Source organism: Bacillus sp. V2I10, from assembly GCF_030817055.1.
Taxonomy (GTDB): Bacteria; Bacillota; Bacilli; order Bacillales; family Bacillaceae; genus Bacillus_P.
The window spans coordinates 971,752-996,232 of record NZ_JAUSYV010000001.1 but is presented as its reverse complement, the minus strand read 5'-3'; the positions used below and the strand labels follow the sequence as shown (position 1 = coordinate 996,232).

Annotated in this window: 25 protein-coding genes, 3 riboswitches and 1 other annotated feature; of the genes, 18 read left to right on the top strand and 7 right to left on the bottom strand. The window is 39.5% G+C overall.

Translation table 11 applies throughout. From position 1 onward, the window contains the following. Nucleotides 1–73: 73 nt before the first annotated feature. The 3 genes from QFZ72_RS05055 to QFZ72_RS05045 are packed head-to-tail and all read left to right on the top strand — an operon-like array spanning nucleotide 74 to nucleotide 1,648. Nucleotides 74–412 carry a DMT family transporter gene (locus QFZ72_RS05055; RefSeq protein ID WP_307430258.1) on the top strand — a complete coding sequence of 113 codons (339 nt, stop codon included), beginning with the start codon at nucleotides 74–76 and terminating at the stop codon, nucleotides 410–412. After that, nucleotides 412–726, top strand: coding sequence for a DMT family transporter (locus tag QFZ72_RS05050; protein WP_307430255.1), 315 nt, complete (start codon nucleotides 412–414; stop codon nucleotides 724–726). The genes QFZ72_RS05055 and QFZ72_RS05050 overlap by 1 nt, the downstream gene beginning before the upstream one ends. 13 nt (nucleotides 727–739) lie before the next feature. Continuing rightward, a complete protein-coding gene (locus tag QFZ72_RS05045; protein WP_307430251.1) occupies nucleotides 740–1,648 on the top strand; it encodes an EamA family transporter in 909 nt (302 codons plus the stop codon). 81 nt (nucleotides 1,649–1,729) lie between these two features. On the opposite strand, the gene QFZ72_RS05040 is transcribed toward QFZ72_RS05045, so the two are convergent. Further along, nucleotides 1,730–2,293: a hypothetical protein gene (locus tag QFZ72_RS05040; RefSeq protein WP_307430249.1), complete on the bottom strand. Its 564-nt coding sequence runs from the start codon at nucleotides 2,291–2,293 to the stop codon at nucleotides 1,730–1,732. Beyond that, the gene (locus QFZ72_RS05035) at nucleotides 2,283–2,789 is read right to left on the bottom strand and encodes an RNA polymerase sigma factor (protein WP_307430246.1); all 507 of its coding nucleotides are present in this window, start codon (nucleotides 2,787–2,789) and stop codon (nucleotides 2,283–2,285) included. The genes QFZ72_RS05040 and QFZ72_RS05035 overlap by 11 nt, the downstream gene beginning before the upstream one ends. 244 nt (nucleotides 2,790–3,033) lie before the next feature. Here QFZ72_RS05035 and QFZ72_RS05030 point away from each other — a divergent pair, with 244 nt between their 5' ends. The 8 genes from QFZ72_RS05030 (at nucleotide 3,034) to QFZ72_RS04995 (ending at nucleotide 11,711) form a co-directional block, all read left to right on the top strand. After that, nucleotides 3,034–4,089, top strand: a complete 1,056-nt coding sequence (locus QFZ72_RS05030; protein ID WP_307430244.1) for a LacI family DNA-binding transcriptional regulator — start codon at nucleotides 3,034–3,036, stop codon at nucleotides 4,087–4,089. A 155-nt stretch (nucleotides 4,090–4,244) separates the two neighbouring features. Then, on the top strand, nucleotides 4,245–5,402 hold the full coding sequence (locus QFZ72_RS05025) for a Gfo/Idh/MocA family protein (RefSeq protein WP_307430241.1): 1,158 nt from the start codon (nucleotides 4,245–4,247) through the stop codon (nucleotides 5,400–5,402). A gap of 114 nt (nucleotides 5,403–5,516) precedes the next feature. Then, entirely contained in the window at nucleotides 5,517–6,404 is an 888-nt protein-coding gene (locus QFZ72_RS05020) for an ABC transporter permease (protein ID WP_373464659.1), read from the top strand. 12 nt (nucleotides 6,405–6,416) lie between these two features. Then, a complete protein-coding gene (locus tag QFZ72_RS05015; protein WP_307430238.1) occupies nucleotides 6,417–7,298 on the top strand; it encodes a carbohydrate ABC transporter permease in 882 nt (293 codons plus the stop codon). Nucleotides 7,299–7,316: 18 nt separating this feature from the next. Then, nucleotides 7,317–8,924, top strand: coding sequence for an extracellular solute-binding protein (locus QFZ72_RS05010; RefSeq protein WP_307430234.1), 1,608 nt, complete (start codon nucleotides 7,317–7,319; stop codon nucleotides 8,922–8,924). Between the two features lie 70 nt (nucleotides 8,925–8,994). Then, the gene (locus QFZ72_RS05005; RefSeq protein ID WP_307430232.1) at nucleotides 8,995–9,636 is read left to right on the top strand and encodes a YesL family protein; all 642 of its coding nucleotides are present in this window, start codon (nucleotides 8,995–8,997) and stop codon (nucleotides 9,634–9,636) included. Beyond that, nucleotides 9,633–10,724 carry a DUF3472 domain-containing protein gene (locus tag QFZ72_RS05000; protein ID WP_307430229.1) on the top strand — a complete coding sequence of 364 codons (1,092 nt, stop codon included), beginning with the start codon at nucleotides 9,633–9,635 and terminating at the stop codon, nucleotides 10,722–10,724. The genes QFZ72_RS05005 and QFZ72_RS05000 overlap by 4 nt, the downstream gene beginning before the upstream one ends. A 117-nt stretch (nucleotides 10,725–10,841) precedes the next feature. After that, nucleotides 10,842–11,711 (top strand): oxidoreductase, encoded by an 870-nt coding sequence (locus tag QFZ72_RS04995; RefSeq protein WP_307430226.1) that lies wholly within the window; start codon nucleotides 10,842–10,844, stop codon nucleotides 11,709–11,711. 16 nt (nucleotides 11,712–11,727) lie between these two features. Here the strand turns inward: QFZ72_RS04995 and QFZ72_RS04990 are convergent, their stop codons facing one another. From QFZ72_RS04990 to QFZ72_RS04970, 5 genes are all read right to left on the bottom strand, one after another. Continuing rightward, nucleotides 11,728–12,933 (bottom strand): M20 family metallopeptidase, encoded by a 1,206-nt coding sequence (locus QFZ72_RS04990; protein ID WP_307430224.1) that lies wholly within the window; start codon nucleotides 12,931–12,933, stop codon nucleotides 11,728–11,730. A 19-nt stretch (nucleotides 12,934–12,952) separates the two neighbouring features. Further along, a complete protein-coding gene (locus QFZ72_RS04985; protein ID WP_307430221.1) occupies nucleotides 12,953–13,783 on the bottom strand; it encodes a MetQ/NlpA family ABC transporter substrate-binding protein in 831 nt (276 codons plus the stop codon). A gap of 13 nt (nucleotides 13,784–13,796) precedes the next feature. Beyond that, entirely contained in the window at nucleotides 13,797–14,447 is a 651-nt protein-coding gene (locus QFZ72_RS04980; protein WP_307430219.1) for a methionine ABC transporter permease, read from the bottom strand. Beyond that, on the bottom strand, nucleotides 14,437–15,468 hold the full coding sequence (locus QFZ72_RS04975) for a methionine ABC transporter ATP-binding protein (protein WP_307430215.1): 1,032 nt from the start codon (nucleotides 15,466–15,468) through the stop codon (nucleotides 14,437–14,439). Before QFZ72_RS04975 ends, QFZ72_RS04980 begins: the two co-directional genes overlap by 11 nt. A gap of 89 nt (nucleotides 15,469–15,557) precedes the next feature. Next, nucleotides 15,558–15,664, bottom strand: a riboswitch (SAM riboswitch). Between the two features lie 82 nt (nucleotides 15,665–15,746). Continuing rightward, a riboswitch (SAM riboswitch) is annotated at nucleotides 15,747–15,856 on the bottom strand. 76 nt (nucleotides 15,857–15,932) lie between these two features. Next, nucleotides 15,933–16,346 carry a DUF4395 domain-containing protein gene (locus tag QFZ72_RS04970; protein WP_307430211.1) on the bottom strand — a complete coding sequence of 138 codons (414 nt, stop codon included), beginning with the start codon at nucleotides 16,344–16,346 and terminating at the stop codon, nucleotides 15,933–15,935. Between the two features lie 219 nt (nucleotides 16,347–16,565). Then, a riboswitch (SAM riboswitch) is annotated at nucleotides 16,566–16,673 on the top strand. A gap of 72 nt (nucleotides 16,674–16,745) precedes the next feature. Between QFZ72_RS04970 and QFZ72_RS04965 the strand changes: the two genes are divergently transcribed. From QFZ72_RS04965 to QFZ72_RS04935, 7 genes are all read left to right on the top strand, one after another. Continuing rightward, nucleotides 16,746–17,516 (top strand): alpha/beta hydrolase, encoded by a 771-nt coding sequence (locus QFZ72_RS04965; RefSeq protein ID WP_307430209.1) that lies wholly within the window; start codon nucleotides 16,746–16,748, stop codon nucleotides 17,514–17,516. 50 nt (nucleotides 17,517–17,566) lie between these two features. Further along, on the top strand, nucleotides 17,567–18,301 hold the full coding sequence (locus QFZ72_RS04960; RefSeq protein WP_307430206.1) for an AAA family ATPase: 735 nt from the start codon (nucleotides 17,567–17,569) through the stop codon (nucleotides 18,299–18,301). 47 nt (nucleotides 18,302–18,348) lie between these two features. After that, nucleotides 18,349–18,623, top strand: a binding site (T-box leader). 54 nt (nucleotides 18,624–18,677) lie between these two features. Beyond that, nucleotides 18,678–20,306 carry a methionine--tRNA ligase gene (gene metG / locus QFZ72_RS04955; protein ID WP_307430203.1) on the top strand — a complete coding sequence of 543 codons (1,629 nt, stop codon included), beginning with the start codon at nucleotides 18,678–18,680 and terminating at the stop codon, nucleotides 20,304–20,306. Between the two features lie 292 nt (nucleotides 20,307–20,598). Further along, nucleotides 20,599–22,128 (top strand): ATP-binding protein, encoded by a 1,530-nt coding sequence (locus QFZ72_RS04950; protein ID WP_307430199.1) that lies wholly within the window; start codon nucleotides 20,599–20,601, stop codon nucleotides 22,126–22,128. Between the two features lie 20 nt (nucleotides 22,129–22,148). Further along, entirely contained in the window at nucleotides 22,149–22,826 is a 678-nt protein-coding gene (locus QFZ72_RS04945) for a response regulator (protein WP_307430196.1), read from the top strand. Between the two features lie 339 nt (nucleotides 22,827–23,165). After that, nucleotides 23,166–23,456, top strand: a complete 291-nt coding sequence (locus tag QFZ72_RS04940) for a helix-turn-helix domain-containing protein (RefSeq protein WP_307430193.1) — start codon at nucleotides 23,166–23,168, stop codon at nucleotides 23,454–23,456. Continuing rightward, nucleotides 23,453–24,337: an IS3 family transposase gene (locus QFZ72_RS04935; protein ID WP_307430190.1), complete on the top strand. Its 885-nt coding sequence runs from the start codon at nucleotides 23,453–23,455 to the stop codon at nucleotides 24,335–24,337. The genes QFZ72_RS04940 and QFZ72_RS04935 overlap by 4 nt, the downstream gene beginning before the upstream one ends. Nucleotides 24,338–24,481 lie beyond the last annotated feature (144 nt).

The following is a 24,481-nucleotide window of genomic DNA, read 5'->3' as shown; positions in this document are numbered from 1 at the left end:
GGAGTTAGGCCACCCACATGCCACCGATGCATAAATTGTATACCATCCAATATTTAAAGAAAGGAAGAACATCATGAATCGTGACTGGATAAAAGTTTTCTTAGCCGGTTTCATTGAAGTCATCTGGGTGGCGGGATTAAAATACTCAGATAGCTGGTATGAATGGCTTATCACAATTATTACGTTATGTGTAAGTTTTTATTTACTGATCGGTGCAACTAAAAGACTGCCGGTTAGTACCGTTTACGCAGTCTTTACAGGACTTGGCGCTGCAGGAACCGTTATCTCGGAAATTCTCATTTTTAACGAGCCATTTCAGCTCATCAAAATTCTGTTAATTCTCATATTAGTCGCTGGAGTTATTGGTTTAAAAACATTGTCTGATGATAAAAAAGAGGAGGCTGCGCACTAATGGACTGGATTTTACTGATAGCAGCAGGCCTATTTGAAGTTGTTGGGGTCATCGGAATCAACAAAATGAAAGATTCAAAAGGAATTATTCCCTTGCTGATTATGATTGCAGGCTTTTCAATCAGTTTTCTTCTATTAAATCAATCTCTTCAAACCATTTCGCTTGGAACGGCATATTCTGTCTGGACAGGAATTGGATCTGCAGGCAGCGCGCTTGTGGGCATTTTATTTTACGGAGATTCAAGCAGCTGGAAAAGAATCCTTTTTATTAGTATGATCATCTCAGCTACAGCAGGATTGAAGCTTGTTTCATAAGGAGTTATCATTTGTGAGCCAATTATTTAAATACTCATTCCTTGTCTTGGTCGGCGCATGCAGTTACGGGGTTATTTCTACAATTATCAAAATCGCCTATATGCATGGGTTTACAGTAAACGAAGTGATCGGAAGCCAATATTTGTTCGGCTTTTTTATGTTTTTGATCTGTGTAACTCTTTTCTCTAGAAAAAAAGTTTCCTTTAAGCAGGCGCTTATCTTAATGATTACAGGAACCACTACCAGTCTGACTGGTATTTTTTACGGAAAATCTCTTGAAACGATTCCCGCATCGATTGCGATTATCCTCTTATTTCAGTTTACTTGGATTGGAATCGTCATTGAAGCAATCGCTGTGAAAAAGCTGCCGGGCCCTGATAAAGTGCTTGCTGCAGTCATTCTCTTAATAGGCACATTTATGGCGGGAAACATTTTTGGCCATGATGCTTTTAGCCTGAGTGATCCCGGAATTATCTGGGGACTTTTATCAGCTGTTTCATTTTCACTATTTATCTTTGCAAGCGGAAAAGTGGCAATTGAGCTGCCGTCTTTAAATCGAAGTCTGTTTATGTCATTGGGTGCTGCAGTCTTTTTACTAATCGTCTTTTCCCCTGAATTTCTGACAAATGGCTCCATGCAGTCAGGATTATGGATTTACGCTTTGCTGCTGGGTTTTTTCGGAGTATTCATACCCGTTGTATTGTTTTCAATCGGAACGCCAAAGATCGGTTCAGGCATTGCAACGATTTTAGGTGCCGCTGAATTGCCAATGGCCATTCTCTGCTCGGTCCTTATATTAAAAGAGCAAGTAACAATCCTGCAGACAGCCGGCATCATCATGATTCTTGCTGGAATTGTCACACCGCAGCTGTATCATTTTTTAAAACATAAGCAGCTTGGGAAAGAAAGCATATCTTCTTGACAAAGAGGGGTGAACGATAAAACGTTCACCCTCTTTTTTAGCATTTTCCTTATGTGAGGCAGCGTGCTTTTAGATATAGGCTTACTCAGCCGAAAAAGTACGCATAGCATCATTAGCTTGTTTCTCTGTTATATAAGGTGTATGAAAGTACACTCTTACCCATTCTTTTTCATTTGTCTGAACGAAATAGTGATAGGTTTGTGTGGCAGTCATTGTTTTAACATGCTCAAGTATTCTTTCTGCAGGATACTTTAATTCGTTTATTACTTTTCTTTCAAAAATTCCCGGTCCGCTTTCAAGGCTTTGCTTTTCCTCAAATGTACTCGGAGCTGCCCCTCCCACCGTCTTTTCTCCTTGCTTAAAGATCAGAGCATCTCCATTTCTTTCTGTTTTGATTCCATCAGGAAGCTGTATGCTGTATTTTAATTGCCCATTCCGGGTATCTTCTCCCTTTTCACCATTTATAAAAAAGAGAGAAAAGATGCCTACTCCGATTAAAAGGATCATTGTTACTGAAAGCTGAAATAATCGGTGCATCAAGGCAAGGTAAGCTCCTCTACGCCTCCTTGAGAGAGCGTTGCTGATTTTCTCCCGAGATCCGGGTGACAATGTTTTTTTAGGAAATTGAAGATTTTCAGGATTCAAGTTCGGCCCCTCCTTCCTTAATTGCATCTTTCCTGTTCTGATCCAGTTTCTTCAATGCCCTGTAATATGTGCGGCTGACTTTTTCCCTAGTCCAGCCCAGAACTTCTGAGGTTTCTTCCACGGAAAGATCAGAGATGACTCTAAGCATAACAACATCTCTGTATTCTGTTTTCAGTTCATCAATTGCTCTGTAGACTTCCCTAACATTTTCATGTTCCATCAGAATATCATCCGGACTTTTTTGCCGCTCTGGCTTTGGCAGCCAAGAAAGAAGCCGTTTCTTCCGGCGCTGATCGATTACAAGTCTTCTGGCAATGCCGATCAGCCATGTTTTCGGATGTGAATCACTGCGAAAATGGCTTTTTAAAGCCCTGAAAAAAACTTCCTGAACATCATCCTCCACATCGTGTGATCCTTTGTAGTAAACAAGAAAGTGATAAAGATCATCCCCGAACAACTTAAACATCCGCTCGATTTCTCTGTGATGTTCGTTCATTTATCCACCCCGTTTGAACTCTTTACCTAATTAGACGATTATTGATCTTAATTCTCTCACTTAAATGAAAAAAAACAGTTTTTTCAGAATTGATTTATTCCATCTTTTATTCAGGATAAAAATTCGATAACATAAATATAAGAATGAAGCACTATATTTGTTTTATTTTTCAGAAAATATTGACTTTTTTCCGGAAAACTATTAATTTATAGGAAAGCGTTTGGATAAATGTAAGGAGTATACTATGACAACATTAAAAGAAATTGCAGAGCATGTAGGAGTATCCATTTCAACTGTTTCAAGAGTAATCAATAACGATCTATCAAGAAATATTCACCCTGAAACGAAAAGAAAAGTTTGGGATGCCGTGAAAGACTACGGATATAAACCAAACCAAAATGCCAGGAACTTAGCTTCACAGAAAAAAACTGATAAGAAAAAAACAATGCAGATTGGCTGTTTAGTCCAGCATCCTCATCTAATAGAAAGATATGATCCGTATTATTCACCTATATTTAATGGGATAAGCAAGACTCTTACAGATCACAAATACAGCTTAATCTATATTGATTCATTCGACAAAAAAATTGAGGAAACAGATATTTACAGATCCATCAACTCTGACACATTGGATGGCATTATCCTTTTCGGAAACTTTGAGGAAAATGTCTTGTCCTTCATTAAAAATCAGATATCCTGCATTGTCGCTTTAGAAACTGCACACACGGATTGCTTAGACGTATCATTGGTGGACTATGACAGACAGTCTGCAAGCAGAGCAGCCATTAAGCACTTAATTGAGCAAGGTCATGAAAAGATCGGATTTATTGGAGGCGGAACAGGTGCTGACTACGAGAATCTTTCTGAAGAAGAGAGATATAAAGGCTATGTGAAAGCACTGCATGAATTTGGACTCGAATTTGAAGCAAATTGGATAGTAAATGCCAGATGGACCCCATCATTAAGTTATAGCAGCATGAAAGAAATTTTAAACCTTGAATCTAAGCCAACTGCCATGTTTTGTGCAAGTGACACAATGGCCATCGCTGCGATGAGGTCTGTTTATGAAAATAAACTGCAGATCCCAGAGGATGTTGCATTTATCGGGATTGATAACATTGAAATGTCTTTATATTCTAATCCCCCTTTATCAACCATTCATATTCCTAAATATGAAATTGGAAAAGCTGCAGTAAATGTACTTTTAAATCAAATAGAAGAACGGATGGACCTCCCAGTCGTGACATTGCTGCCATATCAATTAATAGCCAGGGAATCATCAACAAAAAATCTAAATTGATGCATCTTTAAAATTTTATGAGTTAAATTGATGCATTAATTTTACGCAGCAGGAAAACGCTTTCCTTATTTGGGGAAAATTTAATTTAAGGAGGTGATCTTTATTCATTGAAGAAGGATTTTTTCATTTGATAATTCGAGAGGAGACATTAGTAAATGACAAAAGTAAGAATTGCTTTAATTGGAGCAGGTTTAAGAAGTGGAATCGCAAAATACTGGCACAAACCAGATGGTGATTCAATCGTAGTCGCCGCAGCAGATATTTCTTATTCGAAATTAAAAGAATTTCAGGAAAAGATAAATCCCGAAGCGTTTATTACGCAAGATTACAAAGAACTGCTGCAAAGAGATGATATTGATGCTATTGCCGTGACGTCACCTGATTATTTACACGAGGAACACGCAATCGCCTCCCTTCAGGCTGGAAAGCATGTGTATTGTGAAAAACCTTTAGCAATAACAGTGGAGGGCTGTGACCGGATTATAGAAGCTGCCGAGAAATCAGGCAAGCATCTAATGGTTGGTTTTAACATGAGATATATGAATATGTACAGAACGATGAAAGGAATTGTTGATTCCGGTGCCATCGGAAAAATAAAAGCTGTTTGGGTCCGGCATTTTGTAGGATATGGCGGCTACTTCTATTTCCATGATTGGCATGCAAAATCTAAGAATACGACATCTCTTCTTCTGCAAAAAGGTTCTCATGATATTGATATCATCCATTGGATTACCGGAAGTTACACACAAAAAGTATCAGCATTTGGAGGCTTGGATTTTTATGGCGGGGACAAGCCAAATGATTTAACTTGCCCATCCTGCAATGAACGGGATACATGTACTGAAGCCAGTCCCCACACACTAATTGAATGCGCTTTCAGAGAAGAGGTAAATGTTGAGGATAATAATGTGGTCATAATGGAGTTAGAGGGTGGCATTAAGGCCTCTTACCTGCAATGTCATTTCACCCCTGATTATCAGCGGAATTACACATTCATTGGCACGGAAGGCCGAATAGAAAATTCAGAGCTGGAAGGAAAAATATATGTAAAGTCGCGTCGTTCAAACTCATGGAGAGAATTCTCTGATACTACCTATGAAATAAAAAAAGCAGAGGGCAGTCATGGCGGAGCCGATCCCAATATATGCAAAGATTTTGTAGATTTAGTGCATAAAGGCAAGCAGCCTTTAACAACACCTCTTGCTGGCCGAATGAGCGTAGCTGTCGGATGTGCAGCAACTGAATCGATCCGTTCTGGCGGACACATCGTAAAGATTAAGCCAATCCCCACAACTATTCCGAAAGCATTTTAAACATCAGTATAGCTGAAAGGGATGGTATTTTTGAAAATTGAACATAAACCTGAAAATTACACAAACACACGTACAGCCTCTAAGACCTCACTTACAAAATTATCTGCATTTCGAATATCCTTCAGGAAAAATTGGGATCTATATTTGTTGATTTCACCTGTCATACTTTATTTTATTATCTTTCACTACATTCCCATGTATGGAGTACAAATTGCATTTAAAGACTTTTTCCCTGTAAACGGAATATCAGGAAGTCCATGGGTTGGCTTTAAACATTTTGAACGATTTTTTAATAGTTATTATTTTTGGCGTTTAATTAAAAATACACTTGGAATCGGTTTATATACGTTAGCATTATCTTTTCCTATTCCAATTATTATTGCGCTCATGCTTAACGAGGTAAAGCATGAAAAGTACAAACGCTTCGTCCAAACTGTCATTTATGCTCCTCATTTTCTGTCAACCGTTGTCGTAGTCGGAATGCTGCTGTTGTTCCTGAAGCCTGATGGACTGGTCAATCAGCTCATTATCTTATTTGGCGGTAAACCTATCTATTTTATTACTGAGCCAAGCTTATTTAAATCACTTTATGTTTTTTCCGATGTTTGGCAAACGATGGGCTGGAGTTCGATCATCTATCTTGCTGCTTTAGCCTCTATAGATTATCAGCTTCATGAAGCAGCCATCATAGATGGAGCAACTAGGATGCAGAGAATCTGGCATATTAATGTTCCGACCATATTCCCGACAATCGTTATTATGTTTATCCTAAGTGCCGGCTCTATCATGGCCGTAGGCTTTGAAAAAGTATTCTTAATGCAAAATAGTCTGAACATGCCTACTTCTGACGTTATTTCAACATTTGTATATCGTGCCGGGATTTTAGATGCACAATATAGTTTTTCAGCAGCAGTTGGATTATTTAACTCCGTTATTAATTTCATTATGTTGATCGTCGTTAACTCATTTGCTAAAAAGATCAACGAAACTAGTCTTTGGTAGGAGATGAGGGATATGACAAACCGTTCATCAGATAAAGTCTTCAACTTCGTGAACTATCTATTACTTGCCATTATTACACTGCTTGTGCTGTACCCTTTATACTTTGTCCTCAGTGCATCGGTGAGTGATCCCCTCTATGTCTTAAGAGGAGAAATGTGGCTCCTTCCGAAGGATATTAATTTCGATGCCTATAAAAAAGTCTTTATGAATGATGATATCCTAAACGGTTTTTGGAACACGATAAAGTATACAACGGTTGGAACTGCCATTAACGTCGTGATGACAACAATGGCCGCCTTTCCCCTATCAAGAAAGGACTTTATGGGCAGAAACCTTATTATGGGATTCTTAGTGTTTACTATGTTTTTTAGTGGAGGATTAATTCCTTCCTATCTATTAATTAAGGAACTCGGAATGCTGGATACTTTTTGGGTAATGGTTATTCCTAATGCAGTAGCGATCTGGAACATCATTATTATGCGTACGTTTTTCCAAACAACAATTCCGATTGAACTGCAAGAGTCGGCAATGATTGACGGCTGCAGCAATATACAGATTCTTATTAAGATCGTTTTGCCATTATCTATGCCTGTCATTGCAGTAATGGTGTTATTTTATGCTGTAGGCCACTGGAATTCTTACTTCAACGCCTTGATTTACTTGCAGGACCGGGAGCTCTTCCCACTCCAGTTAATTTTGAGGGAAATTCTCATACAGAGTCAAACGGATGAAATGGTCAAAGCGACTTCCGAGTCATTTGTAAAGCAGCAGTTAAGTGTTGAAGGGCTAAAATATGCTGTACTAGTTGTGTCAAATATACCAATGATGCTCTTATACCCTTTCCTGCAAAGATATTTTGTTAAAGGGTTCATGATCGGAGCCATAAAAGGATAATAAAAGGAGGTTATGTTAATGAAGAGCAATAAATGGGGATATGGATTTTTATCAGGTGTTCTTGCATTTTCCATTTTGAGCGGCTGTACGAATGAGGAAGCTTCTAAAGAAAAGAGCGAATCTGCTGTCAAAGTCAATAAGACCGGAATGCCGATTGCAGATGAGAAAATAGAATTAACAGGATTTGCAGGGAAATTTTTTGCATCTCAAGACTGGAATAAACTTAAGTTATGGGAAGAATATGCAAAGATGAGCAATGTTGAAATAGATTGGGAAACGGTACAAGTTGATAGTTTAAAAGAAAAAAGAAACCTTCTTCTTGCAAGCGGTGAATATCCGGATGTTCTATTCTCATCCGCACTTCCAAAAGCCGATCTGATTAAATATGGGCAACAGGGTGTATTGCTTAAACTAAACGACCTAATTGATCAGTATGCTCCTAATTTTAAAAAGCTGATGGAAGAAAATCCAGTGGTTGCAAAAGGGGTTACTATGCCTGATGGAAGCATTTATGGGTTTCCAACTATTTATGATCCAGAATTTAAAGGCCTGCACTTGGGAACACCCTGGATCAATAAGAATTGGCTGGAAAAATTAGGGCTGGAAGAGCCTCAAAATTTAGATGACTTTTATAAAGTTCTCAAAGCGTTTAAAGAAGAGGATCCTAATGGCAATGGAAAAGCTGATGAAATTCCATGGTCTGGGGCATATGGAATTGGAGAAGCTATCGGATTTATTAAAGGGTCTTTCGGTCTTAATAATCATGGTTCTGCCAATGCATATATTGATTTAGCACCTGGAAGCAACAACCTCAGGTTCACTCCATCGTCCGATGAATATAAAGAAATGCTAGATTATCTTCATAAACTCTATAAAGACGGATTAATAGATAAAGAGATTTTCACAGCTGATCCACAAGCATTTACTGCCAAAGCTTCAGATGGAACCTTCGGTGTCATCAACGGACTCGATCCTGAGACGATATACCAGTTAAAAGGTTATGTCGGAACACCTGTGCTCAAAGGACCTAAAGGTGAGCAAATGCTTACATCAATGGGTTCACCACTTGGAAATATCGGAATGTTCGTCATCACGGACAAGAACAAAAATCCAGAAGCGACGATTAGGTGGGTTGATCACTTTTACGGGGATGAAGGAACAAAGATGTTCTTTATGGGATTTGAAGGTGTGACATACGAAGAGAAAAATGGAGAGTTTGAATACACTGAGAATATGACAAAAAACCCTGATGGCTTAAATTTGGATCAGGCATTGAGCGAATATCTTACATGGCCGGGCGGGTATTATCCTGGAATTGTTAAAGAAAAATACTTTAAAGGTTCTGAAGGTAAGCCTGCATCTAAAGAAAATGCACTAAAATCTGAACCTTACGCCATTAAACAAGAAGACATTTGGCCTGCATTTAACTTCAGTCCAGAAGAACAAGAAGAGCTGTCAACCATTTCAACTGATATAACGACATATGTAGATGAAATGACAGCAAGCTTTATCTCCGGAAAAACATCATTATCGAAATGGGAGGATTATGTTCAGACCCTTAAACAAATGAACTTAGACCGCTACATGGAGATTTATGAATCCGGCTATAAGAATTACAAGAAATAATGGGTGACATGGTAACCTATAAACTTCCTTATAGGTTACCTGAATTTCTTCATAGAAACTGGGTGAAATGATGACTGCAAGAATGCTTTTGCTGGGAAGCTATAGGCTCTTTGAAAAGATTATGTTAGCAGCCTATCTAAATATTCTATGGATTATATTTACAGCAGGCGGCTTCATTGTATTCGGAATCTTCCCTTCTACTGTAGGACTATTTACAGTTATTAGAAAAATGATTCTTTACAAAGATCATGATATTAAACTATTCAGCGAGTATTGGAGAGCAGTAAAAAAAGAGTTTGTGAAATCGAATGCTATGGGCTTTCTATTAACCCTTATCACTTTGCTTCTTTGGCTAAACTTTCAGCTGCTTCAAATCATCGGTGGAATACCACATCTCATACTTCTATTGGTCATATGCATGATTGGAATGATTTGGGTCATTCTCTTATTCTATTGGATTCCAATATATGTACATTTTGAACTGCCTATTCGGAACGTTTTGAGCGCAGCTTTTCTGATTGGTCTATCCAATCCTCTTTATACAATCTTAATGATTTTAGGGTTATCCGTACTGTACATGATTCTGCTTATCGTACCTGGTTTATTTCCCTTTTTTTCAATCAGCGTCTCTGTCTTCCTCACCATGCAGCTTGCTCTTAAAGCCTTTGAACGGAATCAAAAAATCACTTTCAGAAATGAGGAAAAGAAATGAAAAGAACATTTTTGGCTATAGGGCTTTTAGTATCAGCCCTGTTAGCATCTCCATCGTTATCTCATGCAGCCTCTGCTGATAATGTTTATTTAGGACCTCTAAAGAGTATTGAGTCTGATATCGTCATGAGTGATTGGTCACCAACTATTACTGCGCCTTATACATATTGGGCCACTCAAAACTGGAATCAAGGTGCAGAGGGCGGCGGATATGCAGGCTTTCAGCAGCAGGACGATCGGGCTTGGGCAAACAGGACCGTACATTTTGCATTATGGGACCCAATGGCTGTTCAAGCTCCCATTGTTTCCTTATATTCTCACCCTGAAGCAAAAGTTGAGCGTTTTGGCGGAGAAGGAACAGGATTAAAGGTAATGACACCATATGAATGGGATCTTTCAAAATGGTATCGAATGGTTATCAAACGATGGGATATGCAGGATGGCACTCATTTTGGGCAATGGGTAAAAGATGTCAGCTCTGATAAATGGGCTCTCATCACAGAAGTAGCCTATCCCGTTAAAGATGTGAATTTTGGCGGACGATTCACTCTTTTCCAAGAAGATTGGGCTGGCACTGCAGAGAACGCAAGAGGTGCCCGCACAAAGAATGGCTACAATCGATCAATTGATGGAACGTGGAATTCCTGGGATAAGCAGACAATGTCAACTAATAGCTCGAATACAAATTGGGCAGGAGGAGCAACCGAAGAATACTTTTGGTATCAATCTGGCGGAACAACCATTCCTAACCTTGCCAATCCGACGACTTTAACTATCAGCCAGCAAGCAGAACCAGAACTTGATGATATCGAAATCGATTCTGTTAAAGCTATAACTAAAAATAAAAAAGTCTATATAAGCTGGCAGCTGAAAGAATCCAGTTCTCCGCAATTTGAATATGAAATCACAATTGTCGAAACTGAAAATCAAACACAAGCAGCATCAGTGACGAATTTTGGTACAAAGTCTAATTCAGAAATATTGATAGCCTCATTAGATAAAAAGAAAACATATAACGCTGAACTTAAAATTACGGATATTTTCGGTCAGCAAAAAACAATAACAAAACAAATAATCCAAAAGCAGTAAAATTGAAACTCAGCTCTATAAATTTTTCCTTTGCATTAAATTACTCCAATACGATAAGACATTATATAATGAAAAAATATCATATATAGCTTTACTTATTGTTTAAGGAGGAATCTAATGTCAAAAAAAACAGTGCTTATTACCGGGGCTTCAAGCGGGTTTGGCATGCTTGCAGCACATGGACTTGCAAAAGCCGGATATCACGTGATAGCCACAATGAGAAATCTGGAAAAGAAAGCAGGACTGATGAAGTCCATACTGGATGATGGCCTTGATGAAAATGTGACATTGCTTGAGCTTGATGTCACGTCCTCTGACTCCATTCAGGCGCTTAAACATTTTTTGAATGAAACAGGCAAAATAGACATTCTCATCAATAACGCAGGATATGCATTTGGCGGCTTCGGCGAGGAAATTACAGCTGATGAGTACAGAGAGCAATTTGAAACTAACTTTTTTGGTGTGATTGCCGTTACACAGGCTGTCCTTCCTTTTATGCGATCACAGCGAAGCGGCAAGATTATTAATATGAGCAGCATAAGCGGATTGATCGGCTTTCCGGGACTGTCGCCGTATGTTTCGTCAAAGCATGCACTTGAAGGCTTCAGTGAAAGCCTTCGCCTTGAAGTGAAGCCTTTCGGCATTGATGTTATTTTGGTGGAGCCCGGGTCTTTTTCTACAAATATTTGGACAACAGGCAAGAGAGTTTCACCTGTCTCAATGGAAGCAAGTTCTCCGTATTTTGAATATATGATTAGAATAGAAGATGAGCTTGAACGGGGAAGAGAAAAACTTGGAAATCCAGGTGAGGTTGCTGCACTCATTGTAAAGCTTTGTAAAAAAAAGACTGGTGTTAAACTGAGATACACGGTTGGAAAAGGGGTCCGTTTTTCTCTATTCTTAAAAAGAATTCTTCCATGGAGTGTGTGGGAATCGATTATCATTGGAAAACTGCTGCCCAATAAGAAAAAGAACCCATCTTTTTGACGGGTTCTTTTCCATTCTAGCCCTCTAACGCCTTACGTTTCTGAAACTCTTCCTTTATATCATTGAATAAAGCTTCATCTGTCAAAAGTCTTAATCCAGTCAAAGCAAGCCCTTTCGCCCCCAGAAGGAGGGCTTCGTCACCACGCTCAGATTTAGCTGCTTCCCTGAATTCAACTGTATGTCCAATTAAGGTATCCGGGCCGATTTTAATATAAGGGTGGATCGTTGGCACTTCCTGGCTGATATTGCCGGCGTCCGTTGAACCTAATCCGTCGCGTTCACCAGTCTCAACCTGCTCTCCAAGACTTTCAAGCTCCTGTTTAAAAACATCATCAAATGAGCGGTTTAAAACCAGATTATCGACTTCATTTTGAAAAGCGATGACGTTTAGCTTTGCACCTGTTGCAAGTGCTGCACCTTCTGCAATAGCTTTCACGCGTGCAGTCGCTTCACTGCATTTTTTTCGGGTAGCTGCCCTGATATAAAAGCGGGCTTTTGCATATTCCGGTATAATATTCGGCGCATCACCGCCATGTGTAATGATCCCGTGAATTTTCACGTCATCTGTTACATGCTGGCGCAAAGCATTAATGCCATTGTAAAGCTGAATGACTGCATCTAAGGCATTAATGCCATGGTGAGGAGCAGCTGCTGCATGTGCAGGCTTTCCGATAAACTCAAAGTCAAGAGGATCAACAGCAAGTGAATTTCCGGTAATTCTCGTTGCATTCGCCGGATGCACCATTAAGGCTGCATCAATCCCTTTAAGCAGACCATGTTTGACAAAGCTTCCTTTAGCACTGCCGTTAGGACCGCCTTCTTCAGCCGGTGTTCCGAGGACTACAACTTCTCCCCCGGTTTCATCGATCACTTTGCTCAGGGCAATAGCCGCTGCCGTGCTAGTTGTGCCAATAATGTTGTGGCCGCATGCATGGCCAAGTCCGGGCAATGCGTCGTATTCAGCTAAAAAAGCAATAACCGGTCCGCTCTTTAAAGCAGATTTCTTTCTGGCAAGAAAAGCTGTTTCATGTCCGGCAACTCCGCGTTCAACGCTGAAGCCTTCTGACTGAAGAAGATCTGCGAGGAGCTTTGATGCAAAGAACTCCTCATTGCCGATTTCAGGGTTTTCATGAATGGAGTGGCTGATCTGAAGATACTTCTCCTTATTGTTATCAATATTTAAAATCGTTGCCTCTTTCAGAGTTTCAACAACTGTACTCAAGATGACCCCTCCTTAGATTTTATTCTCCAATTTTGCTTAAAGGCACAAACGTAGGAATCGTACTTCCGTCATATTCTTTTTCAATAAATTCAGCTGTATCCTCTTCTTGATAAAGCTGAACAATGCGTTTCAGTTCTTTGCGGTCCTTATCTTCTGTACGCGCTGCAATAATGTTGATATATGGAGTAGCCGTTTCATCTTCATGGAAAATTGAGTCTTTCACTGGGTTAAAGCCTGCATCTACCGCAATGCCATTATTAATGATCGATCCTGCTACATCCGGTAATACACGCGGTGTCTGGCCTGCAACAACAGGAACAATTTCTAATTTTTTCGGATTTGAAACAATTTTGTCCAATGAACCATTTCCATCAAAGTCCTCCGGAAGCTCAATCAAGCCTGCATCCTGAAGCAGAAGGAACGCTCTGCCCATATTGGTTGCTTCATTTGGAACGGCAATCTTTCCGCCATCCGGAATGTCTTTGATGGATTTATATTTTTCAGAATAAAGTCCAAGTGGAGCAATCACAGTTGTACCGATTGGTGAAAGATCAAGATCATGTTCTTTTTTAAATGCGTTAAAATAAGAGATTGTCTGGAATGCATTTGCATCAAGCTCACCTTCTGCCAGTGCCAGGTTTGGCTGAACGTAATCTGAGAATGTCACAATCTCAATGTTGATGCCTTCTTTTTCGGCTTTCTTTGCAACAAAATCCCAAATGCGGTTATCTGATCCGCTTACGCCGATTTTGACATTTACTTCTTCTTTCCCGTTTACTGTTTTATTTCCGCAGCCCGCAGCAAGAGCTCCCAATACTAGAATAAGTGCTAAGATAATAAATTTTTTCATTCTGTTTCTCTCCCTATCGTCTTCTGATTTTTTTAGATAATAAGTTTCCGGATGATTGAAGTCCCTGAACGAGTACAACAAGGATTGTAACGGTAATAATCATGACAACTGTATCAAAGCGCTGATAGCCGTATGTTATGGCGAGATCCCCGAGCCCGCCGCCGCCGACAGCTCCAGCCATCGCTGATGCCCCGACAAGACCAACCGTTGCGATTGTAAGACTTAATACAAGCGAGCTTAATGCTTCCGGTACGATGAATTTAAAGATGATTTGCGCTGGTGTTGCTCCCATAGCTTCTGCTGCCTCTATGACCCCTGGGTCCACTTCTAATAATGAGTTCTCAATCAATCTCGCAATATATGGACCTGCATAAAAGACAAGCGGTACTACAGCAGCTGCAGTCCCAATTGATGTTCCTACAATTAATCTGGTAAGCGGGACAATCGCGACCATTAATATGATGAAAGGTACAGAACGGAAGATATTGACGACACCGTTCAAGATATTAAAAATAATGGCATTTTCCCATAGGTGCCCTTTTCTTGTAATGACCAGCAGCACACCAAGCGGCAGTCCGATCAAGGTTGAGAAAAGCAATGAAAAACCGGTCATCGCAAGTGTTTCAATCAGTGCATCAATAATTTGCTGTGAATTAACTAGCATGTACTTCCACCTCTTTCACTGTGACATTTTCCTGATTCATAACTAATAACGCCCGTTTAATTTCGCTTTCCGCTCCCTGCAGCTCGACAATCAAATGTCCAAAAGGAATGCCCTGAAGCTCTGTGATGTTTCCAAATAAAACATTGATATCAAGATCAAACCGTTTAGCAATCTGAGAAAGCAGCGGCTGTCCCGAAGATTTGCCGACAAAGTTAATTTTGAAAATCTGTCCCTGTGCATTCTCATCCTGCACTAATTTCAGCACAGACACAGGGATGGAATCATTCAGAACAGAGCTGACAAAGTTCGAAGCTGTTTTTGTTTGAGGATTTGAGAAAACATCAAAAACTGAGTCTGACTCGATAATTTTTCCGCCCTCAATTACAGCAACCCTATCGCAAACCTCCCTAATAACTGACATCTCATGGGTGATCATTAAAATCGTAATGTTGTATTCCTGATTGATTTTTTTCAAAAGCTTCAGAATGGACCCGGTTGTTTGCGGATCAAGTGCAGATGTTGCTTCATCACACAATAGAATGGAAGGCTGTGTAGCAAGTGCTCTGGCAATGCCGACACGCTGTTTTTGACCCCCTGATAGTTGGTCTGGATATTGATTTGCTTTGTCCTCTAATCCTACAAACGACAATAGTTCTGTTACTCTTTCTTTGATTTCTTTTTGAGAAGCTTTTGCAAGAAGGAGCGGCATCGCAACATTGGCGAAGACCGTTTTGGAATTCAGCAGATTGAAATGCTGAAAGACCATGCCGATTTTGCGCTTAACCTGTCTTACTTCCTTTTGGGAAAGAGTCGTTAAATCGAGATTATCAACAATGATTTTTCCGGAGCTTGGACGCTCTAATAAATTAACTGTGCGGATCAGTGTGCTTTTACCGGCTCCGCTGAATCCGATCACACCGCAAATCTCCCCCTGCTTCACATGAAGATCAATGCCGTCAAGTGCTCTCACTTCATTTCCGCCGCTGTTATAAACCTTTGTGACACCTTCAAATTGAATCATATGTACGCCTCCCGCTAATTTATAAATAAAAAAACCCTCTTCTATCCGACAAGAAGAGGGCATGAATTCATAAAGAATCACTAGGTCTCTTCTTATCTCCCAGGCTTTTCGCCTGCTGGAATTGGCACAGTACTATTTAAAAAAGTCCGCTGCCGAAGCATCATCAGGCCAGTCCCTCCGCTTCTCTGGATAAGAAATCTATTTATTTTTTGAAAACAAAAAACCTCTTCCTGAAAGCCAAGAAGAGGGTAAGATCATAGGTAAAAGACCGTTCACTCTTCTTATCTCTCAAGCGAAATCACGCTTGTTGGAGTTGGCACAGTTCTCATGATTGAGTCTGCTGCCGAGGTTTCAAAGGGCCAAATCCCTCCACCTCTCGTGATAAGAAGTTTCATATTTTCGATGTGAGTCCTACTTTACGCTGGTATTTTCATAAAGTCAACACTTTTTTTAAAAAAATATGACTACTTTGAATGCCTGCGGTATCGGTATTGCTGCCACTGAAAACGAATAAAGCAGCCAACACAAAAGCCTAATATGGCAACGAATGCAGCAAGCGCGACCATAGCGGTAAAGATATAGGCAAGTGTCATCCAATTCATCATATAGCCAAGAAAACCAAGGCTAAGACAGATGACTGCAATCAGCTGATTAAACTGCTGCTGCTCAAAATCCTCCGGAATGTATTCTGAAGGCTTTTTTCTTAAAAAGAGCTTTGCTGTCTTCATAATAGGATTAAATTTAAAAAGAAGCCCCATTAATCCTGCTATTAGAGGTATAAGAAGAATCCAGCCGGATCCTATTATCCAGGTGCATGCTACGGATAAAACAATAAACCATTGATTCGTTAATACAAGAGGTTTAGGAATGGTATTCACTTAAATCCCACCTGTCTGATTGGAATATAAGTATTTTACTCTTGTTTTTGTCTTTTGTGAAGACAAATGCTTCACGGCGATTTCATCCCCCTTAAAAAAGCGCGTGAATGAGGTACTCAAATCGCTGGTTCTCCGCTTTCACGACCTCAAAATTTATTGACAGTTAAAAGCTGCTCATGATAAGATCGTTAAAACCAACTAAACCAATCAGAATTAAATAAATTATCAAGAGTGAACGAGAGATCTGGCTCCGCGACTTCACAGCAACCACCGGCAAACGGAAAGGTGCTCCCACCAGCAAAGCTGCTGTGCTTTGGTTGATAGAGAAAAACCCTCTCTTTACAGCCAATGAAAGAGAGGGTTTTTCTTTTATGATTTGATGAATTGGAGGAATCAAAAATGGCTGAAACGATTTACTCTGTATTGCCAGGTGCTGAAAGCTTTTTTTATAAAGGAAATGAGATTGGCATTTTGCTTTGCCATGGATTTGTCGGAACACCTCAAAGTGTAGGAGAACTGGGAAAACTGCTTGCTGATAAAGGCTTTACCGTCCTTGCCCCGCGGTTAAAAGGTCACGGTACAGATGCTCACGAGCTTGAAGCCTGCTGTTATCTGGATTGGATCAAAGACATTGAACAGGCTTATTTAAAGCTGAAAAAAATCTGCCGGAAAGTATTTATTGCAGGTCAATCTATGGGCGGTATCCTAGCTGTGCATTTAGCTGGCAAATACAAAGAAATCAGCGGTGTGATTACGATTAATGCTGCTTTAAGCGTGCCTGGATATGAGTCTTTCGAAGATCTAACTGAACCAAGGTTCATTGCAGAAGGAAAACCGGATATAAAAGCAGAAGGAATCAAAGAAATTACTTACTCAGCTGTTCCGATTACAGCCGTTCATAATCTCCTTAATCTTATAAAATCTGTAAAACCAAAGCTTTCAGAAGTCTCATGTCCGCTGCTCGTTTTTAAATCCGAAGAAGACCATGTCGTCCCTCCGGACAGCTCCGATGCCCTTTTTGAAAACGTCTCATCATCTATGAAAAAAATCATCAGTCTAACTAACTCCTATCACGTTGCTTCCATGGATTACGATAAAGAAATCATTGCAGATAGAACCTCGGATTACATTCATTTGTGCTGTCATCCATTCTACAAAATTTCCGTTTAGCCAATGACTTTCATCCGGCATTCCTGCTAAACTAAGAGCAGGTGATAAACATGTTTTTAAAATTAATCAAATTAAATAAAGAAGAGATTCCTTCGTTTGAAGCGTATCCTTTTTCTATTCCTGCAATTTCACATTTGGATGAACTTAAAATTAAAAGCCCTGTTACTTTTTTTGCAGGTGAAAATGGATCCGGCAAATCGACATTGATGGAAGCCATTGCCTATCAGTGCGGGTTTAATACCGCTGGCGGCAGCCATCATCTTTATGAAACCAGAAGCTCTCAATCTGATTTAGGAAAGTATATCAAGCTTGCCTGGATGCCTAAAGTTAAAAATGGCTTTTTCCTAAGAGCTGAGTCCTTTTATCAGTTTGCATCCTATCTGGAAGAATTAAATGAAGAGCCATTGTCAGGTGACGTTTTTGGCCCGTATGGCGGTAAATCACTCCATCATCAATCACATGGTGAATCTTTTTTATCCCTCTTTCTCAATCGTTTCGGAAAGAAAGCTGTTTATTTACTGGATGAGCCAGAGGCTGCTCTTTCTCCATCAAGACAGCTGACCCTTCTCCGCATCATTCATGACTTAACAAAAGACGGTGACACGCAATTTATTATTGCCACACATTCTCCTATCCTGCTTGGATTTCCCGGGGCAAATATACTAAGCTTTGATTCGGAACGCATAGCTGAAATCGATTATACGGAGACGGATCATTATCAGATTACAAAGTATTTTTTGGAGAATCGCAATCGGTTTTTGGAAGAGCTTTTTAAAGAAGAATAATCTGAGTATTTACACCTTTCCTCTTTTTGGATAAAATAAATGAAACAAGAAAAGCAATGACGAGGAAAAGTAAGTGATTCGGACGTCTGTACAGAGAGCTTCGGCAGCTGAAAAGAAGCAAGAAATCCGCCACTGAAAATGACCTTCCGAGCTTCACACCGAACATGATGTCAACTGTCATCATCTGTAGGCTGTGACGTGGTGGCTGACGTTACAACAGCATACGTATCGACACTTTTTTGTGCTCCGTACGGATAAAGGCAGATCATGTGAATGGTCTGCAAACTAAGGTGGTACCGCGAATTTAAACCTCGTCCTTAGACTTACTTAAGTCTATGGATGAGGTTTTTTTATGTTCAAAAGGAGGAAAAATGACATGTCTATTTTTATTGGAGGAGCATGGCCTTACGCAAATGGATCCTTGCATATTGGTCATATCGCAAGTCTATTGCCAGGAGATATTTTAGCAAGATATTATCGTTTAAAAGGGGAAGATGTTTTATATGTCTCAGGAAGTGACTGCAATGGGACCCCCATTTCAATCAGGGCCATACAGGAAAATGTTCCGGCTCATGTTATCGCAGACCGTTATCATAAGGAATTTACGGATTCCTTTCAAAAGCTCGGGTTCAGTTACGACTGCTATACACGCACAGATCATCCGCATCACCATCAAGCTGTACAGGACATTTTTCTTTCCCTGCTGGAAAACGGATTCCTTTACGAAAAAGAAACACTGCAGGCATACTGCGGACATTGTCAGCAATTTTTGCCTGACCGGTATGTCGAAGGAATCTGCCCAATTTGTTCAGCTCATGCACGAGGAGATCAATGTGATGCCTGCGCAAGTATTCTTGACCCGCTTTGGCTGACTGATAAAAAATGCAAGCTCTGCGGTCATGAGCCTCTTGGCAAGCTGACAGGACATTATTACTTTGAGCTTTCAGCCTTGCAAGAACAACTTGAAGTGTATGTAAAAAAAGCAGAAGATGCGCAGGTGTGGCGGGATAATGCCATTAAGCTGACACAGCGGTATTTATCTGAGGGACTTCTGGACAGATCTGCCACCAGAGATCTTCCGATTGGCGTACCTGTTCCTGTAAAGGGATATGAAGAGAAGAAAATATATGTCTGGATTGAAGCTGTATCCGGTTACCTGTCAGCAAGTAAGCAGTGGTCTGATGAAAATCAGCAAGATTGGCTGAAATTTTGGGATGGAGATACTAGAGCCTATTATGTTCATGGAAAAGACAACATCCCATTTCATTCCATCATTTGGCCTGGAATATTAATGGGACTTGGCGGCTTGAAACTCCCGGATCGCATGATCTCAAGCGAATACTTGACGATTGAAAAGAAAAAGTTATCAACGAGCGGAAATTGGGCCGTTTGGGTTCCGGATATCCTTAAGGATTATCATCCGGACTCCATCCGTTATTTCTTGACCATTAATGCACCTGAGAAGCGAGATACCGATTTTTCATGGCGTGAATTCATCCGCTCTCATAACAGCGAGCTGCTCGGTGCATTTGGAAATCTCGTAAATCGGACATTTAAGTTTATCGAAAAGTCTTTTTCTTCAATAGTAAGACCAGCTGTTCTTGACCACGAAGTTGAACGGGAAATAAAGCAGCTCTATCAAACGATTAGCAGCCAAATCGAAAGCGGACAATTTAAAGCAGCTCTCGATCATCTCTTTTCTTTCATTCGTCGCATAAATAAATTTTTTGACGAGCAAAAGCCTTGGATTTCTGTTAAAGAAAACACTGCTGATTGTGAAAAAACACTCTTTACTTGCACCGTCGCCATTGCAAACTTATCTATTTTACTGCAGCCATTTCTGCCATTTTCGAGCAATGAGATTCAAGAAATAATGGGCTTTTATGCTGATGCGTGGACCTATACTCCGCTTGATTCAGTAATTGAGCTAAGCGACGTTAAACCATTATTTGAACGGATTGATTTAAGCCGGATTGAAGAGGAAGTTTCTAGATTGGGATCTTGAATCTCTCGGAAGACCAGGGCGGAGAGCTCCTGATTTTTTAGGGTATCTCATTATCTTTTGACAAGCCCGATTCGAGGGAGTTTGTCATATCAGACGAAAAAAGGCAAGATGATCAGCCTATTCCTGAAAATACACGGTTCTTTGACGTATGCAGAATTTACTTGTATTCTTTCTATTAATAAGTTCAATAGTTTATAAAATTAAGAAAAAAAGGATTTAATAGTAGGAGGAATGCTGCCTGAAGACGATAAAAATACCTTTACAGATTAAAATACTCGGGCTGGTTCTATTATTGGGATTATTATTGATCCTGCTGCTGACAGGATTTTTCAGCTATATGGAAAGCAAACAAATCGAAGAAAATAAAGGAAGAATGGCACTGGAGTTATCAAAAACTGTCGCTCTCATGCCAACCATTATCGATGCATTTCAAACTGGCAATCCTTCCGAAACGATCCAGCCTTTAGCAGAAGAGATCAGGGAACAAACAGGTGCTGAGTTTATTGTAGTAGGGAATAAAGATGGCACACGTTATTCACATCCCATGAAGTCAGAAATTGGGAGAAAAATGACGGGAGGAGATAACGATAGAGCCATTATCAAAGGGGAATTTTATGTTTCAAAAGCTAATGGTTCACTTGGCCCGTCTCTTAGAGGGAAATCTCCTATTTTTAACAAACAGGGAGAGATTATTGGTCTCGTTTCAGTAGGATTTCTATTAGAAGACATCAACCAGCAAATCATGAAGAACTTCGTTAAAGTCCTGCTTGTTTCTCTTTTTGCCCTTTTTATATCCGTTATCGGAAGTATTTTGCTGTCAAGCAATATCCGCAGGGACACTATGGGGCTCGAACCGTATGAAATTGCTGCTCTTTATAAAGAAAAAAACACTGTGCTGCATGCGGTAAAAGAGGGCATTTTAGCCATAGATAAAGATGGCTTCATTACAATGATGAATCAGCCGGCTAAGAAACTCCTTCATATTAACGGATCTGTCAGGCATATGAAAGTGGATGGACTGTTTCCTTCCGATTATCTTTATGAGGTTTTAAAACATGGTAATCCGCAAGTTGATAAAGAAATGGTTTGGAAAGATAAAACCGTTATCGTAAATACCACTCCACTCATTGATGAAAATGGGATAAGAGGAGTTGTTGCTTCTTTTCGCGACAAAACCGAAATTGAGCAGATGATAAACACCGTATCGGAAGTCAAAAGATATTCAGAAGATCTCCGTTCCCAAACACATGAATTTACCAATAAATTATACGTGTTATCTGGCCTTCTTCAGCTTGGTGAATACGATCAGGCGATTAATATGATAAAAAGTGAAACGCAGGTCCTGCAATTTCAAAATTCAGTAGTCTTTAACCAGATCAAAGATACCAAGGTACAGGCTATCCTTTTAGGGAAGCTCGGAAAAGCGTCAGAAAAGAAGCTGAAATTTGATATTGCTTCTGACAGTTATTTAGAAGAATTGCCATCACACTTTAAGCTTTCCAGCTTAATCGTTATTCTTGGCAACTTAATTGATAACGCTTTCGAAGCCGTTTATGGCGTGGAATCTCCGGCGGTTAAACTTTTCGTTACAGACATCGGAAGTGATATCATCTTTGAGATTGAGGACAATGGCAAAGGAATAAGCGAAAGAGACATTCCTCTTCTATTTGACAGAGGCTTTACATCAAAAGATGGAAATGAACCGAGGGGCTTTGGTCTATCGAATGCAGAAGAAGCTGTACAGGAAATGAACGGGATTATTGAGGTACAAAGTAATTCAGAAGCAGGGACTGTATTTACGGTGTATCTTCCTAAGAAATAGGATGGGAGCTGAGACTTGAAATGATAAAAGTAGCCATTGCGGAAGACGACTTCCGAATCGCCGATATACATGAAAAGTTTTTAGAAACATTCAACGAAATCATTGTGGTCGGAAAATCACTGAATGGAGAGCAAACTCTTCAATTACTGAAGATGAAAGAACCCGACTTACTTCTTCTAGATGTGTATTTGCCTGATATGCTGGGATCTGAGCTGCTTCCCCTCATACGTGAGATGTTTCCGAAGGTAAGCATCATTATGATAACAGCTGCAACAGATAAGGTGTTCCTCGAAAAAGCCCTGAGCTATGGAGTAGAGAATTATTTGATCAAGCCCGTAAGCAGGGAGAGATTTGACGATATCATTCAGAAATTCATAAAAAAGCACTCTCTCCTGTCTTCCGATCAACAAGTGAATCAGAAATATATCGATCTTCTTTTTAGCAAGGGGAAAAATGAAAAATCCGGAAAAGGGACAGGTTTGCCAAAAGGAATTGATGAAATCACACTTGGTAAAGTGAATGCCGTTCTTCAGGCAAAAAGAGAAGGGCTTTCTGCCGAAGAAGTGGCTAAGGAAATAGGCGCTTCCCGGATAACGGCACGCAGATACCTGGAATATCTCTCCTCTGTCAATCAATTAAAGGCGGAAGTGGTGTACGGAATTGTCGGAAGGCCTGAGAGAAAATATTATCCTGTTTAAGGGGATGATATAGAAACTTAAGGGATTCTGTTAATAGTTCAAAACGTTAACCTGTATTCATGTTAAATACAAATAAACCAGCAACTTTAAAAATTTTCATTTTCTTCCCCCTGAATCTAAAGATATAGTTATATTTCACCACCCGACTAAAGATTTGAGGAGATTTTTTAGTGTTCTTTCTTAGCTGCCCTTGCTTAACATCAATTTTTTCAAAACCAAACGATTTACTCAATAATTTATTACATTAATAAGGCGCTATCCTAGTTTTGGTATGCTCCCCTTATAGTAGACACATTTAAAAAAGCGCATTAATCTGTCTACTAGGAGGGGGTATTTTTTATGGAGAAAAAAGCAGAGACTTATGATATATCGTTTAAGAAAAAAGCGGTGGATTTATATCATCAAAAGAAGAATTATTCAGCTGTTTCCAGAGAATTAAACATTCATCGAAAAAACATACAACGGTGGGTTAAACAGTTTAGTGAAGATGGAATTGTTGGTCTTAGAGAGAAACGCGGAAGAAAAAGTGGGTCTGGTAAAGTCTCTTCATCTACTATTGAAAATCCTCAAAAGAAAATAAAGCGATTAGAAGCTGAGAACGAACTGTTAAAAAAGCTTTTAAAGATGTGAAAGGGGGAATTGATTTAGAACCTAGTAATCTATTTCAAATCATTGATGATTTATCTAATCATTCTATACAGCTACTTTGCCATCTGGCTAAAGTATCAAGAAGTGGATACTACAAGTGGGTAAAGCGTAAAGCATTACCTTCGGAAAAGCAGATAGAGGATGAGAAGCTAAAGCAGAAAATAATAGAATGTCATCAGAAATATAAGGGCATCTATGGCTATAGAAGAATACAAATTTGGTTAAAGAGGACCTATGATATTCACATTAATCACAAAAAAGTTCAACGGTTACTAAGTGAGCTAGGTATTAAAGCAATTATCAGGAAGAAACGAATTTATTACGGTAAGAAAGAACCTTATCTTATCTCGAATAATTATTTAAATAGAGCCTTTTACGCTTCTCGCCCTAATGAAAAGTGGGTAACTGATATTACGTACCTCATTTTCAATGGACAGAAACTATATTTGTCTGCCATCAAAGACCTATATAATAACGAAGTTGTTGCGTACCAAATTAGTAGACGCAATGATTATAAGCTAGTCTTGGATACTCTTAAAAAAGCCATAAAAGGAAGGAATGTAAAAGGAATCCTTCTCCATAGTGATCAAGGATACCAATACACGTCCCATAACTATAATCAGCTACTCACAAGAAATAAAATGAAAGCTAGTATGTCTAGAAAGGGCAACTGTTGGGATAACGCTAGTATGGAAAATTTCTTTAGTCATTTAAAAACAGAATGTTTTAACCTTCATACTTTTAAAACTTCACAAGAGGTTAGAAGGGCTATTAAAGACTACATTCTCTTTTATAACCACGAAAGGTTTCAAAACAAGCTAAACAACCTGACTCCTATCGAATATAGAAGTCAGGCTTCTTAACTGCGCTTATTTTTTGTGTCTACTTGACAGGGGTCAGATCAGTTTTGGATAAGCGCCCTATCGTATTATAAGTTCATCCAGAATATATATATGGTTGGCCTATTTTTAATAGGTTTAGTCCATCTTTTGTTATTTCTACTGAAC

What these genes read in the sequence shown, in the direction of transcription:
- QFZ72_RS05055 (WP_307430258.1), top strand. Translation starts at nt 74, where the DNA reads ATGAATCGTGACTGGATAAAAGTTTTCTTAGCCGGTTTCATTGAAGTC.
- QFZ72_RS05050 (WP_307430255.1), top strand. Translation starts at nt 412, where the DNA reads ATGGACTGGATTTTACTGATAGCAGCAGGCCTATTTGAAGTTGTTGGG.
- QFZ72_RS05035 (WP_307430246.1), bottom strand. Translation starts at nt 2,789, where the DNA reads ATGAACGAACATCACAGAGAAATCGAGCGGATGTTTAAGTTGTTCGGG.
- QFZ72_RS05030 (WP_307430244.1), top strand. Translation starts at nt 3,034, where the DNA reads ATGACAACATTAAAAGAAATTGCAGAGCATGTAGGAGTATCCATTTCA.
- QFZ72_RS05025 (WP_307430241.1), top strand. Translation starts at nt 4,245, where the DNA reads ATGACAAAAGTAAGAATTGCTTTAATTGGAGCAGGTTTAAGAAGTGGA.
- QFZ72_RS05015 (WP_307430238.1), top strand. Translation starts at nt 6,417, where the DNA reads ATGACAAACCGTTCATCAGATAAAGTCTTCAACTTCGTGAACTATCTA.
- QFZ72_RS05010 (WP_307430234.1), top strand. Translation starts at nt 7,317, where the DNA reads ATGAAGAGCAATAAATGGGGATATGGATTTTTATCAGGTGTTCTTGCA.
- QFZ72_RS05005 (WP_307430232.1), top strand. Translation starts at nt 8,995, where the DNA reads ATGACTGCAAGAATGCTTTTGCTGGGAAGCTATAGGCTCTTTGAAAAG.
- QFZ72_RS05000 (WP_307430229.1), top strand. Translation starts at nt 9,633, where the DNA reads ATGAAAAGAACATTTTTGGCTATAGGGCTTTTAGTATCAGCCCTGTTA.
- QFZ72_RS04995 (WP_307430226.1), top strand. Translation starts at nt 10,842, where the DNA reads ATGTCAAAAAAAACAGTGCTTATTACCGGGGCTTCAAGCGGGTTTGGC.
- QFZ72_RS04985 (WP_307430221.1), bottom strand. Translation starts at nt 13,783, where the DNA reads ATGAAAAAATTTATTATCTTAGCACTTATTCTAGTATTGGGAGCTCTT.
- QFZ72_RS04980 (WP_307430219.1), bottom strand. Translation starts at nt 14,447, where the DNA reads ATGCTAGTTAATTCACAGCAAATTATTGATGCACTGATTGAAACACTT.
- QFZ72_RS04975 (WP_307430215.1), bottom strand. Translation starts at nt 15,468, where the DNA reads ATGATTCAATTTGAAGGTGTCACAAAGGTTTATAACAGCGGCGGAAAT.
- QFZ72_RS04965 (WP_307430209.1), top strand. Translation starts at nt 16,746, where the DNA reads ATGGCTGAAACGATTTACTCTGTATTGCCAGGTGCTGAAAGCTTTTTT.
- QFZ72_RS04960 (WP_307430206.1), top strand. Translation starts at nt 17,567, where the DNA reads ATGTTTTTAAAATTAATCAAATTAAATAAAGAAGAGATTCCTTCGTTT.
- metG (WP_307430203.1), top strand. Translation starts at nt 18,678, where the DNA reads ATGTCTATTTTTATTGGAGGAGCATGGCCTTACGCAAATGGATCCTTG.
- QFZ72_RS04945 (WP_307430196.1), top strand. Translation starts at nt 22,149, where the DNA reads ATGATAAAAGTAGCCATTGCGGAAGACGACTTCCGAATCGCCGATATA.
- QFZ72_RS04940 (WP_307430193.1), top strand. Translation starts at nt 23,166, where the DNA reads ATGGAGAAAAAAGCAGAGACTTATGATATATCGTTTAAGAAAAAAGCG.